The sequence below is a fragment of the Aeromonas media genome (assembly GCF_000819985.1).
In the GTDB taxonomy this organism is placed as follows: domain Bacteria; phylum Pseudomonadota; class Gammaproteobacteria; order Enterobacterales; family Aeromonadaceae; genus Aeromonas; species Aeromonas media.
In genome coordinates this window covers 1-20,310 of sequence record NZ_CDBZ01000152.1, presented here as the reverse complement: position 1 = coordinate 20,310, position 20,310 = coordinate 1, and the positions used below count along the sequence as shown (strand labels likewise).

15 protein-coding genes and 2 pseudogenes are annotated in these 20,310 nt (G+C 63.2%); 8 read left to right on the top strand and 9 right to left on the bottom strand.

Annotated features, from left to right (window positions below):
• Window positions 1–20: 20 nt before the first annotated feature.
• Window positions 21–413, top strand: a pseudogene (locus BN1127_RS13070) (IS3 family transposase); the annotation flags it as partial.
• A 407-nt stretch (window positions 414–820) separates the two neighbouring features.
• Here BN1127_RS13070 and BN1127_RS13065 read toward each other — a convergent pair.
• The 3 genes and pseudogenes from BN1127_RS13065 to BN1127_RS13055 form a co-directional block, all read right to left on the bottom strand.
• A complete protein-coding gene (locus BN1127_RS13065) occupies window positions 821–2,236 on the bottom strand; it encodes an efflux transporter outer membrane subunit (RefSeq protein WP_042649759.1) in 1,416 nt (471 codons plus the stop codon).
• Window positions 2,229–5,378 (bottom strand): efflux RND transporter permease subunit, encoded by a 3,150-nt coding sequence (locus BN1127_RS13060; RefSeq protein WP_042649758.1) that lies wholly within the window; start codon window positions 5,376–5,378, stop codon window positions 2,229–2,231. The genes BN1127_RS13065 and BN1127_RS13060 overlap by 8 nt, the downstream gene beginning before the upstream one ends.
• A 17-nt stretch (window positions 5,379–5,395) precedes the next feature.
• A pseudogene (locus BN1127_RS13055) lies at window positions 5,396–5,926 on the bottom strand (efflux RND transporter periplasmic adaptor subunit); the annotation flags it as partial.
• 279 nt (window positions 5,927–6,205) lie between these two features.
• Between BN1127_RS13055 and BN1127_RS13050 the strand changes: the two are divergent.
• A complete protein-coding gene (locus tag BN1127_RS13050; protein WP_042649757.1) occupies window positions 6,206–7,384 on the top strand; it encodes a dicarboxylate/amino acid:cation symporter in 1,179 nt (392 codons plus the stop codon).
• Window positions 7,385–7,458: 74 nt separating this feature from the next.
• Here the strand turns inward: BN1127_RS13050 and tesB are convergent, their stop codons facing one another.
• The 6 genes from tesB to rnm all read right to left on the bottom strand — a co-directional run bounded on the left by tesB (window position 7,459) and on the right by rnm (window position 12,814).
• The gene (gene tesB, locus BN1127_RS13045; protein WP_005323471.1) at window positions 7,459–8,322 is read right to left on the bottom strand and encodes an acyl-CoA thioesterase II; all 864 of its coding nucleotides are present in this window, start codon (window positions 8,320–8,322) and stop codon (window positions 7,459–7,461) included.
• A gap of 255 nt (window positions 8,323–8,577) precedes the next feature.
• Window positions 8,578–9,501: a 23S rRNA pseudouridine(2605) synthase RluB gene (gene rluB / locus BN1127_RS13040; RefSeq protein ID WP_005323472.1), complete on the bottom strand. Its 924-nt coding sequence runs from the start codon at window positions 9,499–9,501 to the stop codon at window positions 8,578–8,580.
• Window positions 9,502–9,611: 110 nt separating this feature from the next.
• Window positions 9,612–10,184: an SMC-Scp complex subunit ScpB gene (gene scpB, locus BN1127_RS13035; protein WP_005323473.1), complete on the bottom strand. Its 573-nt coding sequence runs from the start codon at window positions 10,182–10,184 to the stop codon at window positions 9,612–9,614.
• Between the two features lie 100 nt (window positions 10,185–10,284).
• Entirely contained in the window at window positions 10,285–11,181 is an 897-nt protein-coding gene (locus BN1127_RS13030; protein ID WP_171276470.1) for a segregation and condensation protein A, read from the bottom strand.
• On the bottom strand, window positions 11,174–11,794 hold the full coding sequence (locus BN1127_RS13025) for an L-threonylcarbamoyladenylate synthase (protein ID WP_042649756.1): 621 nt from the start codon (window positions 11,792–11,794) through the stop codon (window positions 11,174–11,176). The genes BN1127_RS13030 and BN1127_RS13025 overlap by 8 nt, the downstream gene beginning before the upstream one ends.
• Before the next feature lie 138 nt (window positions 11,795–11,932).
• Entirely contained in the window at window positions 11,933–12,814 is an 882-nt protein-coding gene (rnm, locus tag BN1127_RS13020) for an RNase RNM (protein ID WP_042649755.1), read from the bottom strand.
• Window positions 12,815–13,235: 421 nt separating this feature from the next.
• Between rnm and BN1127_RS13015 the strand changes: the two genes are divergently transcribed.
• The 6 genes from BN1127_RS13015 to trpA are packed head-to-tail and all read left to right on the top strand — an operon-like array spanning window position 13,236 to window position 20,023.
• On the top strand, window positions 13,236–14,873 hold the full coding sequence (locus tag BN1127_RS13015; RefSeq protein WP_042649754.1) for an anthranilate synthase component 1: 1,638 nt from the start codon (window positions 13,236–13,238) through the stop codon (window positions 14,871–14,873).
• A complete protein-coding gene (locus BN1127_RS13010; RefSeq protein ID WP_005323478.1) occupies window positions 14,866–15,465 on the top strand; it encodes an aminodeoxychorismate/anthranilate synthase component II in 600 nt (199 codons plus the stop codon). Before BN1127_RS13015 ends, BN1127_RS13010 begins: the two co-directional genes overlap by 8 nt.
• 9 nt (window positions 15,466–15,474) lie before the next feature.
• Window positions 15,475–16,488, top strand: a complete 1,014-nt coding sequence (trpD, locus tag BN1127_RS13005) for an anthranilate phosphoribosyltransferase (protein WP_042649753.1) — start codon at window positions 15,475–15,477, stop codon at window positions 16,486–16,488.
• The gene (gene trpCF / locus BN1127_RS13000; protein WP_042649752.1) at window positions 16,485–17,972 is read left to right on the top strand and encodes a bifunctional indole-3-glycerol-phosphate synthase TrpC/phosphoribosylanthranilate isomerase TrpF; all 1,488 of its coding nucleotides are present in this window, start codon (window positions 16,485–16,487) and stop codon (window positions 17,970–17,972) included. Before trpD ends, trpCF begins: the two co-directional genes overlap by 4 nt.
• A gap of 54 nt (window positions 17,973–18,026) precedes the next feature.
• Window positions 18,027–19,220: a tryptophan synthase subunit beta gene (gene trpB, locus BN1127_RS12995; protein WP_005323481.1), complete on the top strand. Its 1,194-nt coding sequence runs from the start codon at window positions 18,027–18,029 to the stop codon at window positions 19,218–19,220.
• Entirely contained in the window at window positions 19,217–20,023 is an 807-nt protein-coding gene (gene trpA / locus BN1127_RS12990; RefSeq protein WP_042649751.1) for a tryptophan synthase subunit alpha, read from the top strand. The genes trpB and trpA overlap by 4 nt, the downstream gene beginning before the upstream one ends.
• Window positions 20,024–20,310 lie beyond the last annotated feature (287 nt).

Here is a 20,310-nt window from a genome sequence, read left to right as displayed (position 1 = left end):
GCTAAAGATCCTGTACATGAATGGGGCCAAGGATCGACCGAGAGCTAGCCATCAGCGCGTTACTGATGGCAGTGTGGCGACGGCAACCCAAACAGGATGTGCTGGTTCATTCCAACCAAGGGAGACAGTTTAGCAGCTATGACTGGCAGGATTTTTTGCGGGATCATCGGCTCAAGGCCAGCATGAGCAGACGTGGCAATTGTCATGATAACGCGGTGGCGGAGAGTTTCTTCCAGCTCCTAAAACGCGAGCGGATCCGACGTAAAACCTATGCGGGTCGCGAGGAAGCCCGGCAGGATGTGTTCGATTACATTGAAATATTTTACAACCCCAAGCGCCGGCACAGTTTCAACAATGGGCTATCGCCAGTAGAGTGTGAGAAACAATATTTCGAGCGGCTCGAAAGTGTCTAAAGAAGCCGGGGCGATTCAAACAACGCTGCATCACGTCATAGAAAGCGTTGAGAAGGGTGGCGGGCACGAGTCGTTTCATTTCACATCCTTGGAATGAGGGGCGAGTGGCTGACTATAAGAGCCGACCATTTTATTACTTGAAAGAATCAATACTGCACAGCTTATGCGATAAATGGCATCTCCTGGGTACAGTGCAACGGATGACGGCGATGATGTGGTCACCTCCAGGCGTCATGATGGCTGCCGAGGGCGGCGCCCATGAGCGTGGGGCTCCCCCTGCCCGCTCCCTGCCACGGGCAGGGAGCGCCGTTGTCACCTGCCTCGATTTGGCTTCTCGACATGACAGATAAAAAACGGGGCGAACCTAGTGGTTCGCCCCTGATGCTTTTTACGTCAACCCCGACGGGTCAACCCTGCTTGTCTGATGCCGGCTCTGCGTCCTTCGGCGCCTGCCAGCCACCGCCGACCGCCTTGTAGAGTGCAACCTGGTTGCTCAGCTGGGCCAGGCGGGTGCTGATGAGCCCCTGCCGCGCGCTGAACAGGGAGCGCTGGGCATCCAGCCTCGTCAGATAGCTGTCCACTCCCTGCTCGTAGCGGAACTCCGCAAGCTTGAAGTAGGTCTGGTTGGCATCCACCAGATCCTGCTGGGCCTGCAGCTGCTGCTGATAATCCGCCTGGGCACCGAGCGTATCCGCGACCTCCTTGAAGGCGGTCTGGATGCTCTTCTCGTAGCTCGCCACCGCCTGTTTGGTGCCGACCTCGGCCACATCCAGATCCGCAATGCGCTTGCCACCGTCGAAGATGGGCAGGTTTATCTGGGGCATGAAGGTCCAGGTGCCGGTGCCGCCGTCAAACAGCCCGCTCAGCTGATTGCTGGCGGTGCCCGCCGTCGCGGTGAGCGAGATGGTCGGGAAGAAGGCGGCACGGGCCGCGCCTATATTGGCGTTGGCCGCCTTCAGGCTGTGCTCCGCCGCCAGTATGTCGGGCCGCTGTTGCAGCAGACTGGAGGGGGCCCCCACCGGGATCGGTGCCAGCTTCACCTCGGCCAGGGTCGCCGGTTGGCCTTCGAGCACCGGCACTTCTGTGCCGAGCAGCAGGGCCAGACCATTTCTGTCCTGTTTCACCTGGCGCTGGTATTGCGCCTGGCTGACCCGGGCGTTCTCAAGGGCCGTGCGCCCCTGCGCCAGCTCCATCTCGGAGGCCGCCCCCAGCCGGTACTTGTGTTGGGTCAGGGCATAGCTCTCCTGCTCGGTCGCCAGCGTCGCCTGGCTCAGGGCCAGCAGCTCCTGATCCGCCAGCAGGGTGAGGTAGGCATTCGCCACCGAGGCGATCAGCGCTATCTGGGTGCTGCGCTGGGTCTCGATTTGCGCCAGGTAGTTCTCCAGTGCCTGATCTTTCAGGCTCTGGATCCGGCCAAACAGATCCAGCTCATAGGCGGTGATGCCGATGTCGGCGCCGTACTGGCTGCTGATGCTCCCCTGCCCCGTGCTGCTGAGATCGTCGGATCCCTGCTGACGGGTGCCGGAGCCGCTGGCGGCCAGGGTCGGCAACTGGGCCGCGCGCTGGATCCGGTATCTGGCCTCATAGGCCTCGACGTTGAGGGCCGCGAGCCGCAGATCCCGGTTGTTCTCCAGGGCGGTGTCGATCAGCTTTTGCAGCGCCGGATCGAGGAACTGTTGCTGCCAGGGCGCCAGCGCCCCCTGGGTGGCGAGATTCTCTTGCCAGGAGGCGCCTTGCGGCACCTCGGGGCGTTGGTAATCGGGGGCCATGGAGCAGGCCCCCAGCAGCAGCGTCACACTCAGGGCGACCAGGGTCTTAGTCATGTTGGGTCTCCTTGGTCAGCGCGGCGCGCTCCTCGGCTGAACTCTGCTTGGTGAAGTAACGCATCACCAGCACGAAGAAGAGCGGCACGAAGAAGATGGCGAGCACTGTGGCCGTGATCATCCCCCCCATGACGCCGGTGCCGATAGCGTTGCGGCTGCTGGCGCCGGCACCTGTGCTTATCACTAGCGGCAAGACGCCGAGGATGAAGGCGAGGGAGGTCATCAGGATCGGACGCAAACGCTGGCGGGAGGCTTCCACCACCGCATCGCCGAGCTTCATCCCCTTGTCATGGAGCTCCTTGGCGAACTCCACGATCAGGATGGCGTTCTTGGCCGAGAGCCCAATGGTGGTGAGCAGGCCCACCTGGAAATAGACGTCATTCTCCAGGCCCCGCAGGGTGGCCGCCAGTATGGCGCCCAGCACCCCGAGCGGCACCACCAGCATGACAGAGAACGGAATGCTCCAGCTCTCGTAGAGGGCCGCCAGACAGAGGAAGACCACCAAGAGCGAGATGGCGTAGAGCGCCGGCGCCTGGGAGCCTGCCTGACGCTCCTGGAAGGAGAGCCCCGTCCATTCGATGCCTATGCCTTCCGGCAGCTGTTTCACCATCTGCTCTATGGCAGCCATGGCGTCACCGGTACTCTTGCCGGGGGCCGCTTCACCGACTATCTCCATGGCGGAGACGCCGTTGTAGCGCTCCAGACGGGGCGAGCCGAAGCTCCACTCGGTGCTGGCGAAGGCGGAGAAGGGCACCATCTGGCCCGCGCTGTTACGCACGTACCAGAGCTTGAGATCCTCCGGGTTCATCCGGAAGGGGGCATCCGCCTGCAGATAGACCTTCTTGACCCGGCCTCTGTCGACAAAGTCGTTCACATAGGAGGAGCCCCAGGCCGCCGACAAGGTGTTGTTGATGTCGCTGATGGAGAGCCCCTGGGCCAGCGCCTTCTCGTAATCTATCTTGATGTCGAGCTGGGGGGTGTCTTCCATCCCGTTCGGGCGCACCCGCACCAGGTTGGGATCCTGCGCCGCCATGCCGAGCAGCTGGTTACGGGCCTGCATCAGCTTCTCGTGCCCCAGACCACCGCGGTCCTGCAGGAAGAAGTCGAAGCCGGTGGCCGTGCCGAGCTCAGGAATGGGAGGCAGGTTGAAGGCGAACACCTGCGCCTCCTTGATGCTGAACAGATAGCCCATGGCGCGGCCTATGATGGCATTGGCACTGCGCTCCTCGCCTTTACGCTCGCTCCAGTCCTTCAACTTGATGAAGGCCATGCCGCTGTTCTGGCCGCTACCGGCGAAGCTGAAGCCCGCCACCGTCAGCACCGAGTCGACGTTGTCCTTCTCGTTCTTGAGGAAGTAGTCGCGCATGTCGGCCAGCACCACCTCGGTACGCTCCTTGGTGGCCCCCACCGGCAGTTGCACCATGGACATGATGACCCCCTGATCCTCTTCCGGCAGGAAGGAGGTGGGCAGGCGCATGAAGAGCACCGCCAGCACCGCCAGCATGGCCAGGTAGATGATGCTGTAACGGGTCCCCTGCTTGATCACCTTGCGCACGCCGTTCTGGTAACGGTTGGCATTGGTGTCGAAGAAGCGGTTGAACCAGCCGAAGAAGCCGCGCTGGGCACCGAACTCCCCGTGTTTCATGGGTTTGAGCAGGGTGGCACAGAGCGCCGGGGTCAGGATCAACGCCACCAGCACAGAGAGCACCATGGCCGAGACTATGGTGAGGGAGAACTGGCGATAGATGGCGCCGGTCGAGCCGCCGAAGAAGGCCATGGGCACGAATACCGCCGACAGCACCAGGGCTATGCCCACCAGGGCGCCGGTGATCTGGGTCATAGACTTGCGGGTCGCTTCAAGCGGGGAGAGCCCCTCCTCGCTCATCAGCCGCTCCACGTTCTCCACCACGACGATGGCGTCATCCACCAGCAAGCCGATGGCGAGTACCAGACCGAACATGGTCAGGGTGTTGATGGAGAAGCCGAAGGCCGCCATGACCCCGAAGGTACCGAGCAGCACCACGGGCACCGCTATGGTCGGGATCAGGGTCGCCCGGAAGTTCTGCAGGAACAGATACATGACGCAGAACACCAGGAAGATGGCCTCGATCAGCGTCTGCACCACCTCCTCGATGGAGATCTTCACGAACGGCGTAGTGTCGTAGGGGTAGACGATCTTCATGTTGGCCGGGAAGTAGGCTGAAAGTTCACCCAGCTTGGCACGTACCATCTCGGCGGTATCCAGCGCATTGGCTCCGGTGGCCAGCTTGATGGCGACCGCCGCCGTGGCCTGACCATTGTAGAGGGCGGAGGCATCGTAGCTTTCGCCGGCGAGCTCGACCCGGGCCACGTCCTTGAGCAGCACCTTGGAGCCATCCTGGTTCACCCGCAGCAGTATGTTGTTGAACTCCTCCGGGGTGGAGAGACGGGTCTGCCCCATGATGGTGGCGGTGAACTGCTGATCGTTCACCGCAGGGGTGCCCCCCAGCTTGCCGAAGGCTACCTGGGCGTTCTGGGCCTGGATGGCGGCCTGCACGTCTCCCGGGGTCATCTGTACCCGGTTGAGCTTGTGGGGATCCAGCCAGACACGCATGGAGTACTGGCTGCCGAACAATGTGATGTCACCCACCCCATCCAGCCGGCTCAGGGGCTCCTTGATGTTGGAGACCACGTAATCGGCGAGATCGTCATTGGTCATGCTGCCATCGGTGGAGATGAAGGCGGCCACCATCAGGAAGCTGCTGGAGGTCTTCTGGACCCGCACACCCTGCTGCTGCACCTCTTGGGGCAAGAGCGACATGGCCTGCTGCAACTTGTTCTGCACCTGCACCTGGGCGATGTCGGGATCCGTGCCCGGCTTGAAGGTGAGGGTCACGCTGACGTTACCGGACGAATCAGACTGGGCAGACATGTAGAGCAGGTGATCCAGCCCCGTCATGTTCTGCTCGATGATCTGGGTCACCGAGTCTTCCACCGTCTTGGCGGACGCCCCCGGGTAGCTGGCGGAAATGCCGACGGCCGGCGGGGCTATGGTCGGGTACTGGGCGACCGGCAGGCCTATGATGGCCATGGCCCCGGCCAGCATAATCACCAGGGCGATTACCCAGGCGAAAATGGGTCTGTCTATGAAAAATCGTGCCATGAGGCGACTACTCCATCCTACTGCTTGGTGACCGGGGTCTGATTGGCCTGTGTGGTCTTGGTGTTGCCGGTGCGCTCAGCGGGCGCCACCACGGCACCGGGTTTGACCTTCTGCAGACCGGCCACTATCACCTTCTCGCCGGCATCGAGGCCGGACTCCACCACCCAGCTGTCGCCGACGACGCGGCTGAGCTGCACTTCCCGCAGCTCGACCTTGTTGTCCGCGGTCACCACCATGACGGTGGCCCCACCTTTCGGCGTGCGGGTCACGGCGGTCTGGGGCACCAGCAGGCCTTCTGGGCGCTCGCCCTCCTGCAGGGTGGCGCGCATGAACATGCCGGGCAGCAGCAGATCATGGGGATTCGGGACCAGGACCCGCAGGGTCACCATGCCGGTGGTCTCGTCCACGGTCACGTCGGAGAACTGCAAGGTCCCCTGCTCGCCGTACTGGCTGCCATCTTCCAGCTGGAAGCTGACCTTGGCGCCATCCTGTTTGCCCTGGGTCAGCTTGCCGGCGGCGACCTGACGCTTGAGGCGCAGCAGATCGCCCCCCTGCCGTTTGAGCTGCATCACAGCTGGTGCAGCGACGATGCCGTGCACGGCCGCTGGCTCCATGCCCTGCTGATCCGCGACCCCAATCCCGCCACAATCAATCAATATCGCGGCCGTCGATCCAGACAGGGTGCCCGACGCGATTCAGCATCCAGATAACAATATTTAACTCTGAGTTAACCAGGTGATGGCAGACAAGATGCGGCATTTGTGTTAAAAAGCGGCATTAAAATCAAGATTAAATAACAAAACAGACACCAACACCTGGATTCCCCCATGAAACTCGTCCTCAATCTGATTGCCGGCATCCTCGCCGGTCTCCTGCTCGGCCTCTACGCCCCGGAATGGGTCGCACGGGTGCTGTTCACGGCCAAGACGGTGATAGGTCAGCTGATCACCTTCACCATTCCGCTCATTATCCTGTTCTTCATCATGAGCGGCATCGCCAGCCTGCCGAAGAACTCCGGCAAGCTGCTCGGCAAGACGGTGGCCCTCTCCTATTGCTCTACCATACTGGCGGGCCTGTTCGCCTTCACGGTGGCGAGCCAGCTGATCCCGCAGCTGACCACCGCCGCCGAGCCCACGGCGCAAGCCGCCATCAAGCTCAGCTCCTACATCAGCCTCGAGATCCCGCCGCTGTTCGGGGTGATGTCGGCGCTGGCCGCCGCCTTCGTGTTCGGTATCGGCATCAGCGCCACCCAGGCCACCGACCTGCGCCGGGTCGCCGATCAGGGCCGTGACATCATCGACCGCCTGCTGGCCCGCGTGATCATCCCGCTGCTGCCCTTCTACATCGCTGGCGTCTTCGTCGAGATGACGGTGGAAGGCACCGTGTTCGCCACTCTCAAGACCTTTGGTGTGGTGCTGGTGATGGCCATCGTCATGCACTGGCTCTGGCTCAGCCTGCTCTTCATCGGCACCGGGCTGGCGCTGGGTCGCTCCCCCGCCATGCTCATCAAGCACATGCTGCCCGCCTACTTCACCGCGCTTGGCACCATGTCCAGCGCCGCCACCATCCCGGTGGCCCTGCAGGCCAGCAAGAACAACGGCGTGAGCGACGGCATCGCCAACTTCACCGTGCCCCTGTGCGCCACCATTCACCTCTGTGGCTCCACCATCACCCTGGTGACCTGCGCCACCGCGGTGATGTTCCTCTCCGAGCACCTGGCCATCCCGGGCTATGGCACCATGCTGCCCTTCATCATGATGCTCGGCGTCATCATGATTGCGGCGCCGGGCGCCCCCGGCGGCGGCGTCATGTCGGCGCTCGGCCTGCTCACCTCCATGCTGGGCTTCGGTGAGGCCTCCATCGCCCTGATGATCGCCCTCTACCTGGCCCAGGACAGCTTCGGCACTGCCTGCAACGTCACCGGGGATGGCGTCATCGCCCTCTGGGCCGACCGCTTCGCCCAGAGCGAAGCGCCCATGGCCGCACCGGAGCGTGACGCCGCCTGAGGGCCTGCACCACAATAAAAAAACGGGAGCCACTGGCTCCCGTTTTTGTTGATGCACCGTCGATGAAGGCAGGCTCAGCCCCGGCGACGGATCACGCCTTCCTGCATGGTGCTCGCCACCAGCACGCCGTCGCGGGTGAAGAACTGGCCGCGTACCAGACCGCGCCCGCCGCTGGCACTCGGGCTGTCTACCACGTAGAGCAGCCAGTCATCGAGCCGGAACTCTCGGTGGAACCACATGGAGTGATCTATGGTGGCCACCTGCATGTCCGGCTCCCAGTACGACACCCCATGGGGCTGCAGGGCGGCAAACAGGAAGTGGAAGTCGGAGGCATAGGCGAGCAGGTAGTTGTGCACCCGCTGATCGTCCGGCACCGGGCCGTTGGCCTTGAACCAGGTGTAGCGCAGCGGCTCGTGCACATCCGGGCGAATGGGATCGACCAGGGTCACGGGGCGGATCTCGATGGGTTTCTCGCACAGGATCTTGTCCCGCAGGGCCGCCGGGATCATCTGCTCGTAGGGGCGCACCAGCTCCAGCTCGCTCTTGAGCTGCTCGGGGGGCGTGATGCCTTCGGGCATCTGAGCCTGATGCTCGAACCCCTCGGCCTCCACCTGGAAGGAGGCGTTGAGGTAGAAGATGGGTTTGCCATTCTGAATGGCCTTGACCCGACGGGTGGAGACGGTCTGACCGTCGCGGATGTTCTCCACGTCGTAGACGATGGGCTTGTTGGCATCCCCCGGGCGCAGGAAGTAGGAGTGACAGCTGTGGACCTGGCGATCGAGGGCGACCGTCTGCTTGGCGGCTGACAAGGCCTGCCCCATCACCTGTCCGCCAAACACGGATCGCAATCCGAGATCCTGGCTCTGGCCCCGAAACAGGCCCTCCTCGATCTTCTCAAGCGCCAGCAGTGCCAGCAGCTCATCCAGTACCTTGCTCATTGGTTTCTCCTGTATCTGTGCGCGAAAGGCTAACAAGCCAGCCCCTGCAGGGCAACCATCCTGATCCACATCCCACAGCAACAACCCCCTCCCGACCTCCCCCTTCAACAGGGGGAGGAGCATGTCTGACCCTGTCTCTCAGCCCTGTGCACTTTGAGTCGCAGTCAATTCCGGCGGGAGCCGCAAACAAAAAGCCCGCACCAGAGGGTGCAGGCTTTGTTAGCCGAGGCCAATCACGTCAGGCACGGAGGCGGCTTACTTGCTGCCGGTGCCGGAGTTGCGGGTCGAGGCTTGCGGCTTGCGGCGGGCCGTGGTGCTGCGGGCGCGCGGCTCCTTGCCCTGCATGTCCTTGTGGCGCTTGACGGCGCGGCGGATCTGGGCGGCCTGCTTGTGGCGGGTGCTCTTGCCATCCTGCTGCAGGTCGACCTTGGACTCGGTCTCGTTGGGCAGGTTGACCAGGCCGCGCAGGTAGTTCACCTCGGGTAGCTTGAGCTCCTGCCAGCCACCGCGGGGGATGCCGCGATCCAGGGTGACGTCACCGTAGCGAATACGCATCAGGCGGCTCACCTGCACTTCCTGGGATTCCCACAGGCGGCGCACTTCACGGTTGCGACCCTCGGTCAGGGTGACGTTGAACCACTGGTTCAGCCCTTCACCGCCGGCCGGCTTGATCTTGTTGAATTTGGCCATGCCGTCTTCCAGCTGCACGCCCTTGCGCAGGCGCTGCAACATGGCTTCGGTGATCTCGCCAAAGACACGCACCGCGTATTCCCGCTCCACTTCGTGGCTCGGGTGCATCAGCCGGTTGGCCAGCTCACCGTCGGTGGTGAACAGCAAGAGGCCTGAGGTGTTGACATCGAGGCGACCCACCGCAATCCAGCGGGCCCCGTCCATCTTGGGCAGACGATCAAACACGGTGGGACGACCTTCCGGATCGTGACGGGTACACATCTCCCCTTCGGGCTTGTGGTACGCCAGCACGCGGCAGATCTGCTCTTCCGCCGCACGGGTCTTGACCTGGTGACCATCCACCCGGATCACGGCGTTCACTTCGACGCGATCCCCCAGCATGGCGACCTTGCCATCCACGCTGACCCGACCTGCGGTGATCAGGGCCTCCATCTCACGACGGGAGCCTTGACCCGCGCGGGCCAATACTTTTTGCAGTTTTTCACTCATCGGGTTTACCTGATTGTTGATCGCTGCCCGCTGACATAGCGGACAACATTGACTCCTGTGACGCGCCCTCGGGCATCGTCACCACGTTCATTCTCAAGACGGCCTGCCGCTTATTGACCGTCGCTCCCCTCGCCCAGCATGACCGGCAAGGGGGAGTGCAGTTCGGGATCCAGCTCGGGGAGCTGCTCCAGACTCTGCAGATTGAAATAGTCCAGAAATTCTCGGGTGGTGGCGAGCAGCTCGGGGCGACCCACCACCTCCTTGTGACCTATGCTGCGCACCCAGCCGCGCTCTTTCAGGGTATTGATGATCTGGCTCGATACCGCCACCCCGCGGATGGCTTCTATCTCGGCCCGGGTGATGGGCTGACGATAGGCAATCAGCGTCAGGGTTTCCAACACGGCGCGGGAATAGCGGGGCGCCCGTTCGCTCCACAGCCTTGAGAGCTCCTCGGCATACTCCTGGCGGGCCTGGAAGCGCCAGCCGGAGGCGACCTCCTTGAGCTCTACACCCCGCTCGCTGTAGTCCTGCCTGAGCTCCGCCAGCAGCAGCTGCACATAGCGGCTGGTGACAGGGTAATCCGCCAGCACGCCGCTTTTCAGCTCGCTGACATTGAGCGGACGACCGGCCACGAACAGCGCCGCCTCGATCAGGGTTTTTAAGCGTTCAGCAGGCAGCGCCATCACGCATCCCTCCCTGAATCAGGGTATAGGGTATTGAGTCGTTCAGTGGGCAGCACCACGGTTGCCCTCCCCGTCCAGACTGCCCGGGGCGAACCGCCACTCAGTGTACCTGCTCATGCTCTCCCCCTTCCCCCTGGCTCGCCAATGCAAAATGGATGGGACCCAGCGGCTCGGCCTGCAGGATCCAGATCAGCTGCTCCTTGCACAGCTCCAGCAGGGCCAGGAAGGTCACCAGTACCCCCATGCGCCCTTCTTCGGCCCGTAGCACCTGCTCAAGGCGCAGGGTCTGGCCCAGGGAGAGCATGGCGAGGATCTCCGCCATGCGCACCCGGGTCGGGATCTGCTCGCGGCGGATCTGGTGATGTTCAAAATGAGTCGCGCGTTTTACCACACTTTGCATGTAAAGGGCGAGCTCAACCAGCGAAACATCGGGGGTCAGCGGCTTCAAGGCACCAAAATCCGGTGGCAGGGCGGTGGCGATGAAGATCTCCCGCTCCAGCCTCGGCAAGGCGTTGACCCGCTCCGCGCCCAGCTTGTAGCGCTCGTACTCCTGCAGCCGGCGGATCAGGGTGACGCGAGGGTCTTCTCCCTCCTCCTCGTCTTCCAGCTCCGGGGCCTTGGGCAGCAGCAGGCGGGATTTTATCTCCGCGAGCCAGGCCGCCATCAGCAGGTATTCCGCCGCCAGCTCCAGATTAAGCCCCTGCATCAGCTCCACGTATTCCATGTACTGGGCGGTGATCTGCAGGATAGGCAGGTTCAGGATGTCGAGCTGCTGACGCCGGATGAGGTAGAGCAGCAGATCCAGCGGCCCCTCGAAGGTGTCGAGGAACACCTCGAGCGCATCGGGGGGGATGAACAGATCCTGGGGCAGCTCATGGTAGGGCTGCCCCAGCACTTTGGCGATGGGCGAGGGGGCCATAGGCGGGGGAAGCAGGCCCTCCCCCGTCGCACCCGGCGCGATCATCGCCTCGGGTACGGGCTCGGCAGTATCACTCAAACGGCGTCGGATCCCCGGCACCGCGACGGCGCAGCACGGGCTCGTCGTCGGAGAAGTCCACCACAGTGGTGGGCTGCTCGCCCAGATAGCCACCGTTGACCACCAGATCCAGCTGCTTGCCGAGCTTGTCGGCGATCTCTTCGGGATCGAACTCCGCCATCTCGGAGCCCGGCAGGATCAGGGTGGTGGAGAGCAGCGGCTCACCCAGGGCCTCCAGCAGGGCCAGCGCTATGTTGTTGGCGGGTACCCGGATGCCGATGGTCTTCTTCTTCTCGTTCATGAGGCGGCGCGGCACCTCCTTGGTGGCCTTGAAGATGAAGGTGTAGGGGCCTGGGGTGTTGTTCTTCACCAGCCGGAAGGCGGTGTTGTCCACCTTGGCGTAAGTGGAGATCTCAGAGAGATCCCGGCACACCAGGGTGAAGTCGTGGTTCGGATCGATGCTGCGGATACGGCAGATGCGCTCCAGCGCGTCCTTGTTGCCCATCTGGCAGCCCAGGGCATAACCGGAGTCGGTGGGATAGACGATGACGCCGCCGTTTTGCAGTATCTGCACCGCCTGACCGATGAGGCGAACCTGGGGATTGTCCGGATGTACGTAAAAATGCTGACTCATATGCTCTTCTCGCGATAGGGGCACACCGGGTGCCCGCTTCATGGTCACGGGCCGCCTGGCCCATGACACTACCTTAACCTGTTTGGCACAGACTCGCCCGTACCAAAGACGCGATCCGACCGGATCGGCCTCCTCCTGTCAGCGGCTGGCCAACAGGCTGGCATGCTGCTCCTGGCTGAGCCCGAAGTGATCGGGGTGGCCGAGCCAGAGTGGCATGCCCTCCTTGGGCAGCCACAGATGGCGGCCCAGCTCGGTCCAGTTGGAGGGGAAATGAAAATCCGATCCCACCGAGATGTAGAGGTCGTGATCCTTGGCCCACTGGCCGAGGTTGGCCCGATCCTGGGGGCTCTGCTGGGGCAGGGAGACCTCCATGGCATCGCCACCGGCCGCCTTGAAGGCCACCAGCAGCCGCTTGATCCACTTGGCGGTGAGACCGTAGCGGCTGGGGTGGGCCAGCACCGCCAGCCCGCCCGCGGCGTGAATGGCGGTGATGGCCTCGCCCATCTCGGGCCACTCGGCGGGCACATAACCCTTGTTGCCCCGGCTCAGGTACTTCTTGAATACCTTTTGCATGTTGTCGGCCACCCCGCGCGCCACCAGCACCCGGGCAAAATGGGCGCGGGTCACGGCGGCGTCACCGGCGAGCTGCTTGGCCTCTTCATAGGTGCCCGGGATGAGGCACTTCTCCAGACGGCGCCCTATTTCCTGGGCGCGCGCCTCGCGGCGGGCCCGCTGACCGGCCAGGAAAGCGACCAGCTGCGGATTTTTTTCATCCACCCCGAGCGCCACTATGTGGATCTCGTGGTGCTCCCAACCGCTGGAGATCTCGACCCCGCTCACCAGTCGCAGCGGCAACTGCTCGGCTTTGATCGTTGCGCGGACTTCATCAAGCCCGTCAAGGGTATCGTGGTCAGTGACCGCTAACACTTCCACCCCTTTCTCGGCGGCGCGGCGCACCAGATCGGCGGGACTCAGCACGCCATCTGAGGCCGTGGTATGACAGTGAAGATCGAATCTCATCGGCTTGTTTCGCTCTCATCAGGGGGCCTGCTTGGGAAAAAGAAGGCAAAAAAGCGACTTGACTTGGCCGCGGCTTTATCGTTTTCTGTAGGCACTTCATTGCAAACATCTTTTTACAGGACTCTATCATGCAAACGACTTCCATCCTGACCATCTGGTGGTGGCACACTCCCTGACATGCGGGCGTGTGGTCGTTGCTGTACCTGTAATCTGACAGCAAATTAAGAACCCAAAGAAAAAGCCCGCTGACCCCAGCGGGCTTTTTTATTATCCGGCAAATGGACCTGTGATGAAACCGACAATTCAGACAAGTGCACTGACATGGCGATGGCGAACTCGCTGACGTGACGAAAACCCAATCCCAATTCGAGAGAAACGCCATGACCATCGGTTACACACAACACATGCAAGGGAAGGCATTATGACAGGCAACAAGACCCGGTTACCCCTGGGCGAATTCGATACCATCAGGCTCAATGCCCCTTATGTGACAGATCCCCTGGCGCTCTACACCCAGCTCTGCCAGCACAACCCCAACAACCTGCTGCTGGAATCGGTGGAGATAGACTCCAAGGCCGGTACCCAGAGCCTGCTGCTGGTGGATGCCTGCCTGCGCATCGAGTGCCGTGGCCGCACTGTACGGGTCCGCCCCCTCACCCGCAACGGCATCCAGTTGCAGCGCCTGCTCGAGCAGCGTTTACCCGCCATCATCACCCAGACCCGGGTGGCGGACGAGCTGCAGCTCGACTTCCCGGCCTCCGACCGCACCCTTGACGAAGACAGCCGCCTCAAGGGCAGCAGCGTGCTGGACGTGCTGCGCACCCTGCAACGGGAGCTGCAGTGCCAGCAAGGTAAAGAGGCCCTCTTCATGGGAGGCAGCTTCGCCTACGACCTCATCGCCTCCTTTGAAGACCTGCCCGAGGTGCCGGAAGGGAGCAATGACTGCCCCGACTACTGCTTCTATGTGGCCGAAACCCTGATCACCATCGATCACATCAAGCAGAGCACGGCGCTGCTGGCCTGCCTCTTTGGCGGCGAGCAGGACGAGAGCCAGCTCGATGAGCGTTACGCCCAGCTGACCGCCCGCCTCGAGGCCTTCAAGCAGGCCTGCCAGAAGCCGCAACCGGGGGCTCAGGGCGCCAAGCCGCTCACCGGCAACCTCCAGATCGACAAGAGCGACAAGCAGTTCTGCGCCGAGGTGGAGAAGCTCAAGGGCTTTATCCGCCGTGGGGACATCTTCCAGGTGGTGCCGTCCCGCAGTTTCTCCCTCCCCTGCCCCGACCCGCTGGCCGCCTATCGCCGCCTCAAGCAGACCAACCCCAGCCCCTACATGTTCTATGTGCAGGATGAGGGCTTCACCCTGTTTGGCGCCTCCCCGGAGAGCGCGGTCAAGTTCTGCGCCGCCAGCCGCCAGGTAGAGATGTACCCCATCGCCGGCACCCGCCGCCGTGGACTCAACCCCGATGGCAGCATCAATCTGGATCTGGATGGTCGCATCGAGCTCGAGCTGCGCCAGGACGAGAAAGAGGTGGCCGAACACCTGATGCTGGTGGATCTGGGTCGCAATGACATCGCCCGCATCTCCGAGCCCGGCACCCGCTACGTGAAGGATCTGCTCAAAGTGGATCGCTACAGCCACGTGATGCACCTGGTCTCCCGGGTGGTGGGCACCCTTCGCTCAGACCTTGATGCCCTGCATGCCTATCAAGCCTGCATGAACATGGGCACCCTGACCGGCGCCCCCAAGCTGCGGGCCAGCGAGCTTATCCGCATGGTGGAAGGCAAGCGCCGTGGCAGCTACGGCGGCGCCGTCGGCTACCTCAACGGCGCGGGGGAGATGGACACCTGTATCGTCATCCGCTCCGCCTTCGTGAAAGCGGGCCTGGCTCATGTCCAGGCCGGTGCCGGCGTGGTCTATGACTCCAAGCCCCAGGCCGAGGCGGACGAGACCCGCGCCAAGGCGGCCGCCGTGCTGGCCGCCATCGCCGCCAGCCATGGCACCTCCCTGCAAGCCCTGAGCGCCCAGCAGGAGCAACATAAGGACGTGAGCCATGACTAACATCTTCCTGCTCGACAACTTCGACTCGTTTACCTACAACCTCGTCGACCAGTTCCGCACCCTGGGCTATCCGGTGCGCATCTACCGCAACAGCCTGCCGGCGAGCCGCATCATGCAGGAGATAGAAGCCTGCGATGGCGATGCGGTGCTGGTGCTCTCCCCGGGACCGGGCGCCCCCCACGAGGCCGGTTGCCTCATCGATCTCATCAAGCTGGCTCGCGGCCGGGTGCCCATCCTTGGCATCTGCCTCGGTCATCAGGCCCTGTGCGAAGCCTACGGCGGCACCGTCGGGGCGGCCGGGGAAATAGTCCACGGCAAGCGCTCGCTGATTGAGCACAACGGTCACGGCGCCTTCGCGGGGTTGCCGAGCCCGCTGCCGGTGGCCCGCTACCACTCCCTGGTGGCGACCTATGTACCGGAGGAGCTGCAGGTGATTGCCCACTATCAGGGCATGCCCATGGCCATAGAGCAACGGGACGAGCGGGTGCTGGGCTTCCAGTTCCACCCGGAATCCATCATGACCTCGGAAGGGGCCCGCCTGCTGACCCAGGCGCTCGCCCACATCACCCGTCCAGAAAGCCACGTGCGGTAAGGAGACCCCATGCATCAACATCTCAACACCCTCTATCAGGGGCAGTCTCTCACCCGCGACGCCGCCCGCGACGCCTTCGGCCAGGTGGTCCGTGGCGAAGTGGATCCCATCGTCCTCGCCAGTCTCCTGACCGCCCTCAAGATCAAGGGGGAGACCCCGGAGGAGATCGCCGGCGCCGCCGAGGCCCTCTTGGCCGAAGCGCGCGACTTCCCGCGCCCGGACTATGCGTTCTGCGACATCGTCGGCACAGGTGGCGATGGCCTCAACACCATCAACGTCTCCACCACCTCGGCCCTGGTGGCCGCCGCCTGCGGCCTGAAAGTGGCCAAGCACGGCAACCGCTCCGTCTCGAGCAAGTCGGGTTCGAGCGATCTGCTGGACAAGATGGGGATCAAGCTCGACATGAGCCCGGCCCAGGCCCGCCGCTGTCTGGACGAGCTCGGCATCTGCTTCCTGTTCGCCCCCCAGTACCACGCCGGGGTACGCCACGCCATGCCGGTGCGCCAGGCCCTCAAGACCCGCACCCTGTTCAACGTGTTGGGGCCGCTTATCAACCCCGCCCGCCCCAGCTATCAGCTGATGGGAGTCTATGCCCCCGAGCTGGTGCGTCCCATCGCTGAAACCCTGCTGGCACTGGGGCTGAAAACCGGTATGGTGGTACACGGCGCCGGGCTGGACGAAGTGGCCATTCACGGTCCAACCCAGGTGGCTGAGATCCGTGACGGCGAAATTCGCGAATACCTGCTCACCCCGGCCGACTTTGGCCTCGAGACCTACCCGGTCAGCGCCATCCAAGGGGGGGAGCCGGAAGAGAACCGCGCCATCACGGACGCCATCCTGGCGGGGGAAGGCACTGCGGCCCACAACGCCGCCATCGCCGCCAACGTGGCGCCGCTGCTGGTGATGGCGGGCAAGGCCCCGGACTTCAAGCAGGCGGCCGCGCAGGTGCTGGCCAAGCTTTCAAGCGGTGAAACCCGCCTGCTCGCCCAGGCCCTCGCCACCCTGAGCCATCAGGAGGCATGATGTCAGTCAGCACTCACGGCAGCCAACAAGGCAGTACCACTCTTAGCAAGGATATCGAGATGCTCGACCCCCTCTCCTCCCCCGATGCCTTCCTGAATCGGGCTTCCATCAACCAGACCATTCTCGGCAAAATCGTGGCCGCCAAGCAGGAGTGGGTCGCGGCCCGCAAGCTGGCCCAGCCCCTGGAGAGCTTCCAGGGCGACCTGGTGCCAAGCGATCGGGACTTCGAGGGCGACCTGCGGGCAGGCTCCACCCGCTTCATTCTCGAATGCAAGAAGGCCTCCCCCTCCAAGGGCTTGATCCGCGACGACTTCAACCCGGAGGCCATTGCCGACATCTATGGCAACTACGCCACCGCCATCTCTGTGCTGACGGACGAGCAGTTCTTCCAGGGGGATTTTGCCTTCCTGCCCAGGGTGCGCGCCCGGGTCAAGCAGCCGGTGCTGTGCAAGGACTTCATGATTGACCCCTACCAGGTCTATCTGGCCCGCCACTATCAGGCGGACGCCATCCTCTTGATGCTCTCGGTGCTCACCGACGAGGGTTATCGCGCCCTGTTCAAGGTTGCCAAGGAACTCGGCCTCGGGGTGCTCACCGAGGTGAGCAATGCAGAGGAGCGGGATCGCGCCATCGCCCTGGGGGCGCCGGTTATCGGCATCAATAACCGGGATCTGCGGGATTTGAGCGTGGATCTCGCTCGCACCAAACAGCTGGCGGCCAAGATCCCCGCCGATCGGGTGGTCATCAGCGAGTCCGGCATCAACCACCGCGTCCAGGTGGCGGATCTTCGCGCCCATGCCAAGGGCTTCCTGGTGGGCTCCTCCCTGATGAGTGAGCCGGATCTGGAGGCCGCGGTGCGCAAGCTTATCCTGGGTCAGAACAAGGTGTGCGGCCTCACTCGCCCCGAAGATGCCGCCGCAGCCCATCAGGCGGGTGCCGTGTTCGGTGGCCTGATTTTTGTGGCCAAGAGCCCGCGCTACGTTGACATTCCCGCCGCCCGCGCCGTGATGGCGGGCGCGCCGCTCTGTTACGTAGGGGTATTTCGCAATGCCCAGCCCCAGACCATCGCCAAGACGGTGGAGGCCCTGAACCTCGCAGCCGTGCAACTGCACGGGGATGAGGACGCCGCCTATATCGAGGCGCTGCGCCCCCTGCTGCCCGCCCACTGCCAGATCTGGAAGGCGGTCGGCATCACAAGCGGTGAACCGCTGCCTGCCCTCGACTACCAGGTGGATCGCCTGCTGCTGGATACGAAAGTGGGCAGCCAGAGTGGCGGCACCGGCCAGGCGTTCGACTGGGCCCTGCTGGCCAATCTCGATAAAGCCAGGCTGATGCTGGCGGGGGGGCTCAACCCCGACAACGCCCTGCAGGCCGCCCAGGTGGGCTGTGTGGGCCTCGATTTCAACTCCGGGGTGGAGAGTGCCCCGGGCCAGAAGGATGCGCACAAGATGGCGGCGGCCTTTGCCGCTCTGCGAACCCTCTAGTGACATGTACCAAATTAATGAACTGCGTTTGCCTATAAGCACAAGGAATAATGTATGACCCTGCTCAATCCGTTTTTCGGTGAATTTGGTGGTATGTATGTACCCCAGATCCTCATCCCCGCCCTGCTCCAGCTGGAGAAGGCCTTCGTCGATGCCAAGGATGACCCGGCCTTCGTTGCCGAGTTTGGGGAACTCTTGACCGAGTATGCCGGGCGCCCGACGCCCTTGACTCTCACCCGCAATCTGACCAAGGGAACCAAGACCCGGCTTTACCTCAAGCGTGAAGATCTGCTGCACGGCGGCGCCCACAAGACCAACCAGGTGCTGGGCCAGGCCCTGCTCGCCAAGCGCATGGGCAAGAGCGAGATCATCGCCGAGACCGGCGCCGGCCAGCACGGCGTCGCCACTGCCCTGGCCTGCGCCCTGCTCGGCCTCAAGTGCCGGGTCTATATGGGGGCCAAGGATTGCGAGCGCCAGAAGCCGAACGTGTTTCGCATGAAGTTGATGGGGGCCACAGTGATACCTGTGCACTCCGGCTCATCCACCCTGAAGGATGCCTGCAACGAGGCGCTGCGTGACTGGGCTGCCAACTACGACAGCGCCCACTACCTGCTCGGCACCGCCGCCGGCCCCCACCCCTTCCCCACAATCGTGCGGGAGTTCCAGAAGATGATCGGGGAAGAGGCCAAGGCCCAGTGCTTCGAGAAGGAGGAGCGCCTGCCCGACGCCGTGATCGCCTGCGTCGGCGGCGGCTCCAATGCCATCGGCATGTTTGCCGACTTCATCGATGAGCCGTCGGTGCGCCTTATCGGGGTCGAGCCCGGTGGTCACGGCATCGAGAGCGGCGAGCACGGTGCACCGCTCGGTCACGGCAGCAAGGGGGTCTTCTTTGGCATGCACTCCTACCTGATGCAGGACAAGCAGGGGCAGATTCAGGAGTCCTACTCCGTCTCGGCGGGGCTGGACTTCCCCTCCGTCGGCCCCCAGCACGCCCACCTGGCCTCCATCGGCCGCGCCGAGTATGTCTCCGTCACCGACAAGGAGGCGCTGGACGCCTTCCAGGAGCTGGCCAAATCAGAAGGGATCATACCGGCGCTGGAGTCCTCCCATGCCCTGGCCCACGCCCTCAAGATGGCACGCAGTGAACCGGAAAAAGAGCAGGTGCTCATCGTCAACCTCTCCGGCCGTGGCGACAAAGACATCTTCACCGTTGCCGACATTTTCGAGAAAGAAGGAACCTTGTCATGAACCGTTACGCACAACTCTTCTCCCGTCTGGACAAGGCCAATCAGGGCGCCTTCGTGCCCTTCGTGATGCTGGGTGATCCCACCCCCGAATTGTCCCTGACCATCGTCGATGCCCTGGTCGAAGGGGGCGCCGACGCCCTGGAGCTCGGTATTCCCTTCTCCGATCCGGTGGCGGACGGCCCCACCATACAGGGTGCCGCCCTGCGTGCCTTTGCCAGCCACACCACCCCGGACGACTGCTTCGGCCTGCTCACCCGCATCCGTGCCAAGTACCCGCAGCTCCCCATTGGCCTGCTGGTCTACGCCAACCTCGTCTATGTGCGACACATCGACGGCTTCTACGAGAAGTGCCAGCAGGCGGGCGTGGATTCGGTGCTGGTCGCCGACGTGCCGGTGCAGATGTGCGCCCCCTACAAGGCGGCGGCCGACAAGTTCGGTATCGACAGCATCTTTATCGCCCCGCCCAACGGCGACGCCGAGACCCTGAAACAGGTGGCGGAACTTGGCAGCGGTTACACCTATCTGGTGAGCCGCGCCGGTGTGACCGGTGCCGAGACCAAGGCCGGCATGCCGGTGGATGGCCTCATCAACACCCTGCGCGAGTTCAAGGCCCCCCCCGCCCTGCTCGGCTTTGGCATCAGTGAACCGGCTCAGGTGCGTGAAGCCATTGCCGCCGGTGCCGCCGGTGCCATCTCCGGCTCCGCCGTGGTGAAGATCATCGAGACCCACCACAAGAACCCGGAGCATATGCTCACCCGTCTGAAAGAGTTTGCGGAAGGGATGAAGGCCGCGACCAATCGATAAGGGGCGCACTGGCCAAATGCCCTTGGCCGTGAATGATACGGCTGCGTATCCGCCTCAGCCATAATGATATCAGCGTACCAAAGGGAGCCTAACCGGCTCCCTTTCTATTTCGTATTTGTTGTGATCATCAACATCGTTGTACCGTTTCTTGGGAAGGCAATAGGAGAAGAACACTTGAGAACTAAACAATCAGATAATCCAACAGTGACTGCTCCCCGCCGCAAGCGGCGAGGCTTCCCACTTCTTAGGCCGCTACTGCCGAATTGGCAGATTAACGCTGGCCTCCA

What these genes read in the sequence shown, in the direction of transcription:
- BN1127_RS13065 (WP_042649759.1), bottom strand. Translation starts at nt 2,236, where the DNA reads ATGACTAAGACCCTGGTCGCCCTGAGTGTGACGCTGCTGCTGGGGGCC.
- BN1127_RS13060 (WP_042649758.1), bottom strand. Translation starts at nt 5,378, where the DNA reads ATGGCACGATTTTTCATAGACAGACCCATTTTCGCCTGGGTAATCGCC.
- BN1127_RS13050 (WP_042649757.1), top strand. Translation starts at nt 6,206, where the DNA reads ATGAAACTCGTCCTCAATCTGATTGCCGGCATCCTCGCCGGTCTCCTG.
- tesB (WP_005323471.1), bottom strand. Translation starts at nt 8,322, where the DNA reads ATGAGCAAGGTACTGGATGAGCTGCTGGCACTGCTGGCGCTTGAGAAG.
- rluB (WP_005323472.1), bottom strand. Translation starts at nt 9,501, where the DNA reads ATGAGTGAAAAACTGCAAAAAGTATTGGCCCGCGCGGGTCAAGGCTCC.
- scpB (WP_005323473.1), bottom strand. Translation starts at nt 10,184, where the DNA reads ATGGCGCTGCCTGCTGAACGCTTAAAAACCCTGATCGAGGCGGCGCTG.
- BN1127_RS13025 (WP_042649756.1), bottom strand. Translation starts at nt 11,794, where the DNA reads ATGAGTCAGCATTTTTACGTACATCCGGACAATCCCCAGGTTCGCCTC.
- rnm (WP_042649755.1), bottom strand. Translation starts at nt 12,814, where the DNA reads ATGAGATTCGATCTTCACTGTCATACCACGGCCTCAGATGGCGTGCTG.
- BN1127_RS13015 (WP_042649754.1), top strand. Translation starts at nt 13,236, where the DNA reads ATGACAGGCAACAAGACCCGGTTACCCCTGGGCGAATTCGATACCATC.
- BN1127_RS13010 (WP_005323478.1), top strand. Translation starts at nt 14,866, where the DNA reads ATGACTAACATCTTCCTGCTCGACAACTTCGACTCGTTTACCTACAAC.
- trpD (WP_042649753.1), top strand. Translation starts at nt 15,475, where the DNA reads ATGCATCAACATCTCAACACCCTCTATCAGGGGCAGTCTCTCACCCGC.
- trpCF (WP_042649752.1), top strand. Translation starts at nt 16,485, where the DNA reads ATGATGTCAGTCAGCACTCACGGCAGCCAACAAGGCAGTACCACTCTT.
- trpB (WP_005323481.1), top strand. Translation starts at nt 18,027, where the DNA reads ATGACCCTGCTCAATCCGTTTTTCGGTGAATTTGGTGGTATGTATGTA.
- trpA (WP_042649751.1), top strand. Translation starts at nt 19,217, where the DNA reads ATGAACCGTTACGCACAACTCTTCTCCCGTCTGGACAAGGCCAATCAG.